General features: G+C 63.0%; 7 protein-coding genes and 1 pseudogene. 7 read left to right on the top strand and 1 reads right to left on the bottom strand.

Annotated elements, in window-relative coordinates:
- Positions 1 to 221 (top strand): annotated as a pseudogene (locus tag KBY93_RS15740) (transposase); the annotation flags it as partial.
- A gap of 12 nt (positions 222 to 233) precedes the next feature.
- Here KBY93_RS15740 and KBY93_RS15735 read toward each other — a convergent pair.
- Positions 234 to 1,088, bottom strand: a complete 855-nt coding sequence (locus tag KBY93_RS15735) for an IS481 family transposase (RefSeq protein ID WP_255095367.1) — start codon at positions 1,086 to 1,088, stop codon at positions 234 to 236.
- Positions 1,089 to 1,670: 582 nt separating this feature from the next.
- On the opposite strand from KBY93_RS15735, the gene KBY93_RS16345 reads away from it, so the two are divergent.
- The 6 genes from KBY93_RS16345 (at position 1,671) to KBY93_RS15710 (ending at position 6,376) form a co-directional block, all read left to right on the top strand.
- Positions 1,671 to 1,934, top strand: a complete 264-nt coding sequence (locus KBY93_RS16345) for a DUF1214 domain-containing protein (protein WP_399223370.1) — start codon at positions 1,671 to 1,673, stop codon at positions 1,932 to 1,934.
- 19 nt (positions 1,935 to 1,953) lie between these two features.
- Positions 1,954 to 3,339, top strand: a complete 1,386-nt coding sequence (locus tag KBY93_RS15730) for a mechanosensitive ion channel domain-containing protein (RefSeq protein ID WP_255095366.1) — start codon at positions 1,954 to 1,956, stop codon at positions 3,337 to 3,339.
- 222 nt (positions 3,340 to 3,561) lie between these two features.
- Positions 3,562 to 4,185, top strand: a complete 624-nt coding sequence (gene ycaC / locus KBY93_RS15725) for an isochorismate family cysteine hydrolase YcaC (protein WP_255095365.1) — start codon at positions 3,562 to 3,564, stop codon at positions 4,183 to 4,185.
- A 157-nt stretch (positions 4,186 to 4,342) separates the two neighbouring features.
- Positions 4,343 to 4,792: a YeeE/YedE family protein gene (locus tag KBY93_RS15720; protein ID WP_255095364.1), complete on the top strand. Its 450-nt coding sequence runs from the start codon at positions 4,343 to 4,345 to the stop codon at positions 4,790 to 4,792.
- Positions 4,789 to 5,232, top strand: coding sequence for a DUF6691 family protein (locus tag KBY93_RS15715; RefSeq protein ID WP_255095363.1), 444 nt, complete (start codon positions 4,789 to 4,791; stop codon positions 5,230 to 5,232). The genes KBY93_RS15720 and KBY93_RS15715 overlap by 4 nt, the downstream gene beginning before the upstream one ends.
- Before the next feature lie 10 nt (positions 5,233 to 5,242).
- On the top strand, positions 5,243 to 6,376 hold the full coding sequence (locus KBY93_RS15710) for a rhodanese-like domain-containing protein (protein ID WP_255095362.1): 1,134 nt from the start codon (positions 5,243 to 5,245) through the stop codon (positions 6,374 to 6,376).
- The last annotated feature ends 1,049 nt before the right edge of the window (positions 6,377 to 7,425 follow it).

Here is a 7,425-nt window from a genome sequence, read left to right as displayed (position 1 = left end):
AAAACCAGTGGCACTGGCCCCGCGACACCCAGCTCGGTGAGGACGCTCACCGCTACGCCCAGCGCAACGGTGTTCAGGTGCTGGCCCTGCTGCGGACCTTGGCTCTCAACTTGTTGCGCTGCAACGGATTCCGATCGATCCGCGCTGGCCTGATGGCCGTGGCGCATGACATCAGCCGAATGCTTGGCTGGGTCGGCATCAGCCTGGCGGAGACGGGATGAATGGACTTTCAGTCAGCCCTGGGCCGGCAGCAGCTCATTGCGAGCCGCTGAGGTGCTGTAGGGCATCACGTAGGCCCACTCCTCAAGCAATGTCTTGATGAACCGCTCGGCCTTGCCGTTGGTCCGTGGGGTGTAGGGCCTGGTCTTCTTCACCTTCAATCCCATGGCCTGGCAGGCTTTTCGCCAGTTGTGCGACCTGTAGGCCGATCCGTTGTCGCTGAGCACCCGCCGGCACTCGATCCCCTGGCCGTTGAACCAGGCCACCGCCCGGCTCAGAAAGCCCACCGTGGTCGGCCCCTTCTCGTCGGCCAACACCTCGACATAGGACAGACGGGTGGCGTCATCCACCGCCACATGGACCTTTTCGTAGCCAGCGCCGGGGGAGCTTCCTTTGCGTGGGTCGCCGGTGATCCGGTGGCCAACACGGTTGAACCGGGCCAGCTGTTTGATGTCGACATGGATCATGTCGCCGGGCCGCTCCCACTGGTATCGCTGCACCGGCGGTTTCGGGTCGAGGTTCCGCAGCCGGTTCAGCCCCAGGCGCCGCATCGCCCGGGCCAGGGTGCTGATCGGCACCAGCAGCAGCCGGGCGATCGTCCGGAGGGTGCAGCGCTGGTGCCTGAGCTCCACGGCCTGCTGCAGTTGTTGCGGATCGAGCGTCCGCCGCTGGCTGCGGCGAACACTCCGTCGATCCGCCAGTGCCGCCAAACCGCCTGAACGGAACCGTGCCAGCCACTTGCGAGCAGTGCGCTCACTGATGCCGTGATCTGCGGCCAGTTGAACGAGGCTCCTGCCCTCGTCGAGATGCTGCCGGATCAGGCGTTCCCGACCAATCGGTGTCAGCCGGGCATTGGGGTGTGTATGCATGGGGTGTGAGGTCTTGGGCTGTTGGGTCGCACCACAACCCTGTCGGCCTCACACCCGCTTGTCAGCCGGAACAACCTGGTGGCACTACACAACTAGGTAGAGCTTCAGCCAGATCCCCCGTAAAGTAGTGGGCAGGTAGGTGATGCCCCAACTCCACACCACATTGGAGCCCTCGGCCTCCCGACGCGGCCCCGCCCGATGCTCTTGAAGAGGCCTGGTACGGCCACGGCGGTGGGCCTGGACATCCGCATGCAGCAGCCGGTAGAAGCTGCGCAAGGATCTGCTGAGCCCTCCGGCGATCATCAGGAGACGTCTGGGGTCCCCGTCCTCTCCCCAAAGGACTTGGCGTCTTCTGGGTCGCTGGCACCATCTCTCCTTGCAAACACCAAGCCTTCCGCAACTTGTAGAGGATGATCGCGTGGATTTTTAGCTCCTGGGCGGTCTCCGCAACGCTCTGGCGCTGAGGCGGGCTCATCCGATAACGGACATCACCGGCGCAGTGCACAATCCGCTGATGTTCGCCAAAGGCCAGACGCCACCGGTCAACGGTTTCTGGTCGATCATGATGCACATGATTGATTGGTGCTGCTGGTTCTTTCTACACCCGCTCAACAAGTCAACCATCAGCCCGTGAGACAACTTCAAGACCAACCCGGAGGTTCAATCACCCTCTACGTCCAGAAGGATTCACCGGGCAAGGGCAAGGAATCCCACTGGCTGCCAGCCCCCTCCACTACCAGTCAGTTCGTCATGCTGCTGCGCATAAACTGGTGGCCGAAGGACAGAATTCTGACCATTCCCATCCCAACTTTACACCGCCGAAGTCCCAGCCGAAATGATCCCTGAGACGCTCCGGCGCGCCTTCATGGCTCCGCTGTTCCCCCTGGGCCAGCAGAGCATTTCGCTGCTCTGGCTGCTGCAGGTGGCCGCGCTGCTGGTGGCCGTCAGCCTGCTGGCGCGGGGGATCAAGTGGTTCCTCAAGGATCGACTGCTCCCCAGATTCCAGGTTCCGGAGGGACGCCGTGAAGCCACGGCCACGCTGACGAGCCTTGGGGTGGCCGCGCTCGGCTATGTGCTGGTGGTTCAGGGGATGGGTCTGGATTTCGGTGCCCTCGCCGTGATCCTGGGGGCGCTGGGCGTGGGGCTGGGCTTCGGGCTGCAGGACCTCACCCGCAACCTCAGCAGTGGCCTCACCCTACTGATGGAAGGCAAGCTCAAGGTGGGAGATCTGATCGAGTTCAACCAGACCACAGGCTTCATCAAACAGATCTCGATTCGATCCACCGTGATCAGCACGTTCCAGGGTTCGGACATCATCGTGCCGAACACCTTTCTCACCAACAGCCCCGTCCAGAATCTCAGTTACGCCAGCTTCACCGGCCGGATCGATGTGCCGGTGATGGTGGCCCATGGCAGCGATGTATTTGACGTCACGGAAGTGCTGCTGCAGGCAGCGCTGGATGAGCCCCATGTCAATCCTGAGCCGGCGCCGCAGGTCCTCTTCTCCAGCCAGGGGGAACTGGGCCTCGGTTTCACCCTGCGCGTGTGGACCTCGAAGATCGACTCCGGCCAGACGATCAGCAGTGGACTCCATTACGCGATCCACCAGGGACTGCGCGAGCGGACCATCGATCTGGCCTGGCCGCGAAGGGAGATCCGTACGCCAGGGGCTCGGCCCGAGTCGCTTCCGGCCGCCCCTGAGGCGCCCGGCGATGATCGTCGGCCGCAGCCCCCGGCAGAGACCCTGAGCGAGCTGCTGACGAACCTGCGTTTTTTCCAGGGACTCCATGGCCGCCCCCTCAGGCAGCTGCTCGCCAGCGGCGCCAGACGCCACCTTGCCGCTGGTGAGATCCTTGTGCGCCAGGGGGAGAGCAGCCATAGCTTCAACATCGTTCTGAGCGGCTGCGTGGATGCGATTCATGAAACCGACCGCGTCAGCCGGCGTCTGTTCAGCTTCCAGTCCGGGGAGTTCTTTGGTGAGCTTCCCCTGCTGCTGGAGGTGCCCTATCCCACCACCATGCAGGCCGCGGAAGACACCACCCTTTTCGTGGTTCCGCGCGGTGGGTTTCGGCCGCTCCTGCAGCTTCATCCCGCCTTCGCAGAGACCATCGCCGAAGAACTGAACCGGCGAAAGGATGTGTTGCAGAGCTACGAGGCCGACCTGCGGGAGCGGGGGCTTTTCATCGATGCGTCGATGGGCAGTCCCCTGGAGTGGATCCGTGAACGTCTGAGACAGTTCCTGCGGCAATGAGGGGCGGAACCGAACATCGATCCGCGGCATCAGAGCTCGCTGCCGGGCCTCTGCGTCGGCGCAGGCCTGCCGTTCGTTCATGGCGAATCTGCTGCCGACGACAGTTGGCCCTGGCCGCCTGGATAGGCTGCCGATGCGATGGTGTTGATGGCAGGAATCCCTTTCCCGGCCGGTCCATCACCAGCGTCATTCGGGGACATTACTAACCTCTCTTCCTGATTCATGGTTGACACCTTCCGATACGTACGCCTGGAAAAGGATGATGCGGCCTGCCTGCTCGTCGATCATCAGTCGGGTCTGATCTCCCTGGTTCAGGACTTCTCTCCTGGTGAATTCAAGAACAATGTGCTGGCGCTGGGAGCCACGGCGAAGTATTTCAACCTGCCGACGATCCTGACCACCAGTTTCGAGCAGGGGCCCAATGGCCCCCTGGTGCCGGAGCTGAAGGAGCAGTTCCCGGATGCCCCATACATCGCCCGACCAGGCAACATCAATGCCTGGGATAATGAGGAGTTCGTCGAGGCTGTCCGCCAGACGGGTTGCCGGCAGCTGATCATCGCCGGGGTGGTGACGGAGGTCTGCGTGGCCTTTCCGGCTCTTTCCGCCATTGAGGCCGGCTATGAGGTGTTCGTCGTCACGGATGCCTCCGGTACGTTCAACGAGGTCACCCGTCACGCCGCCTGGGCGCGGATGAGCGCGGCCGGAGTGCAGCTGATGAACTGGTTCGGCGTGGCCTGTGAACTGCACCGTGACTGGCGCAACGACATCGAAGGTCTCGGGACCCTGCTCTCCAACCACATCCCCAACTATCGAAATCTCATGACGAGTTACCAGGCCTTGCGTTAGGTCGGCACCGGCGACGAGGATCGGAGGACATCCAGGCCTGGCCTCAGGAGTTCAGCTCCGGTGATCCCTCACCCTCTGGCCCTGCCGCCCGCTTTGGAACCGTTGCCCGTCGCCACCGATGTGCTTATGGTCCAACTGTCGTTGTTGATCGCATCGATTGGGCTTCCCCTTCCCCAATGGCGTCACGTCCTATCTGTCCGGCGGACTGTTCCTCGGACTGGGATTGATGGTCATGTACCTCACCCTCGGCGTCAAAGCTGGAGCGAGTTCCTTTCTGAGTTCAACGCTCACCTATGTCACGCCGCTCAAGGCTGAGCGGAGCTCACGCCAGTGGCGTCTGCTGTTCGCCCTGGCCATGGTGCTCGGCGCCTGGCTGTATGCCGCGACCCACCAGGCGTTCTTCGTCACGGCCGTGGGCTGGTGGAGGCTGGCGCTGGGGGGTCTGCTGGTGGGTTTCGGCACCCGGCTCTCCTCGGGCTGCACCTCAGGCCATGGCATCTGCGGCGTCGCCTCGTTCTCGAGGGCTTCGCTTCTGGCGGTCGTCGTGTTCATGGCGGTGGCCATCGTCACCGCCCGGGTCGTGCTGCTGCTGGGGGTGAACCCATGAAGCGCCTGATCTCGATCCTCCTGGGCGGTGGCCTGTTCGGCTATGGGCTGGCCTGGAGCGGCATGGCCCGGCCGGAGGTGGTGCTGAGCTTCCTGCAGCTGCGCGACCTCGGCCTGCTGCTGGTGATGGCGGCGGCCCTGGCGGTCACGACCATCGGTTTCCGGCTGGCCCCGCGCCTGCGTCAGACCACGCTGCTTGGGCTGTCCTTCTCCCATGAGGTGAAGCCGATGCTGGCCGGCACTGTGCCGGGTGCTGTGATCTTCGGCGTGGGCTGGGGCCTGAGCGGCCTGTGCCCCGGGGCGGCCGTGGCCAGCATCGGCATCGGCAACGGGCCGGTGCTGATCGGTCTGGCCGGGATGTTCGTGGGCGCCTACCTGCAGGGTCTGCTGGCGGAAGGCCGCACGAAGCTGCAGGTCGATCCGCAGCAGGGTCCGGGCTGAGCCCCCAGTGATGGCCACCTCCACTCCCTTTCCCCTGGCGGCCGCCGCCGGCGGTGCTCCACTGCTGTTGCGGCAGCTGTTCGACTCTGAGACCAGCACCTTCACCTATCTGCTGGCGGATGTGCCCTCCCGGCAGGGGGTGCTGATCGATTCGGTGTACGAGCAGCACCCCCGAGACCTCTCCCTGATCCGCGAGCTGGGCATTCACCTGGTCGCCAGTCTCGACACCCATGTCCACGCCGACCACGTGACCGGCAGCTGGCGACTGCACCGGGCCACCGGCTGCGCCATCGGCCTGGCCGCCGTCGCCGGGGCCGAGAACGTGACCCTGCCCCTGTGCCACGGTGATCAGGTGACCTTCGGCAACCGCCAGCTGGAGGTGCGTGCCACCCCCGGCCATACCGACGGTTGCCTCTGCTTCGTGCTCGATGACCACAGCGTGGCCTTCACCGGCGATGCCCTGCTGGTGCGGGGCTGTGGCCGCTGCGACTTTCAGCAGGGGGATGCGTCCACCCTCTACCACTCGATCACCGAGCAGATCCTGTCCCTGCCCGACCACTGCCTGCTCTACCCGGCCCACGACTACAGCGGCCGGGCGGTGAGTTCGGTGGCCGAAGAGAAGGCCTACAACGCCCGGCTCGGGGGCGAGGCCGACGAGCGCGACTTCGTGGGCTACATGGAGAACCTGCGCCTTCCCCACCCCAACCGAATCGCGGTGGCCCTGCCGGCCAACCTTCGGTCCGGCAGGGCCAGTGACTGTGGGTCGGAGGAAGCGGAGGACTGGGGACCGATCGAGCGCAGCTATGCCGGCCTGCCGGAGCTGAAGGCCGACTGGGTTGCCGATCACCGCGCGGACCTGACGCTGGTGGACGTGCGTTCCGAAGCGGAAGTGCAGGGCCCTGATAGTCGCATCCCGGGCAGCCTGCTGATTCCCCTGCCCGAGTTAGAGAAGCGAGCTGGAGAGATCCCTACCGAGTGGCCCACGGTGGTCCTTTGCCACTCCGGCAGCCGCTCCGCCCTAGCCACCCAACAGCTTCAGAAGAAAGGACTCACACGCGTGGCCAACCTGCGCGGCGGCCTGCGGGCCTGGAAGGCGCAGGGCCTGCCCCTGGAGCACCCCTCAGTTACCGCCACAGGGCCATGAGCCTGCGGCGGTCCTAGGCAGGAATCACACCATTGCTTTATGGGTGAGGGCAGCGAACTCGTGCTGTGATGACCAGTCATTCCGTTCTGCTGTAGCCGAGTCCACAAGTGGTTCGCGGAACCCTCGAGGTAATAGCTAGAGTTATGGACATCGCAACTTGGAACTGCAACGGTGCCTTGCGCAACAAGCTCGATGCTTTAGAAGCCTTGAAGTTCGATATCGCCTTCATCCAAGAGCGTGAAGCTCCTGAACGCTCCACGAGCGCTACGTACAGGACATGGGCTAAGAACTACCTCTGGGCTGGAAAGAGTAAGCACAAAGGTCTTGGAGCTTTCGCTGCTCCCGGAGCAAAGTGTGCACCTGTCGATCTTGATTTCAGCCAACTCGAATCGTTTCTTTCGTGTCGGATTAACGATAGCTTCTTGCTTGTGACTGCCTAGACTCGGCAAGCATGCTTACCTGCCTTCCAATACATTAGGCAGCTCTGAAAGCTCATCCAAGCTCACCGGTCCGTGCTTTCAACTCAGCCAACGGCGATTGAGGGGGATCTGAATAGCAATATTCGCTGGGTTAAATGGGATTGGTGGTGGAACCATACTGATTTAGTCAGAGAACTCTCCGAAATGGGTCTTGAGAGCGTTTATCGCCGTAGCAACTAGATTCCGCAGAGTCCGGAGCCGGGACCAACTTTTTTGTACAGCGGAATCCTGCCAGGGAGTATCACATCGATTATGCCTTTGTGCCTGTTGTCTGGCTGGTTGACTGTTCAGCGTGGGTCGGTGAATCTGACAAGTGGTTGCAATGGAGCGATCACATGCCTCTCGTAGTTCTAGGAGCCTGTTGCGCGTAGATCAGCGGCCGAGCTCTCCACAGACGGCCCTGAATCTGCCCAGATCCCAGTGACTGCAATGGATCTGGGTAAGAGAATGGGGCATGCAGAAGCCCAAGTCCTTCCGTCCCTGGCAGCCGGAGCAGACCACCCTGCTGCCGCCATCACCGAGTGATTGGCTCTCGGATGATCACCAGGTTTATTTCCTGCTTGATCTGGT

The organism is Synechococcus sp. J7-Johnson, assembly GCF_024345795.1.
GTDB lineage: Bacteria > Cyanobacteriota > Cyanobacteriia > PCC-6307 > Cyanobiaceae > Regnicoccus_A.
This window is presented reverse-complemented; position numbering and strand designations above follow the sequence as displayed.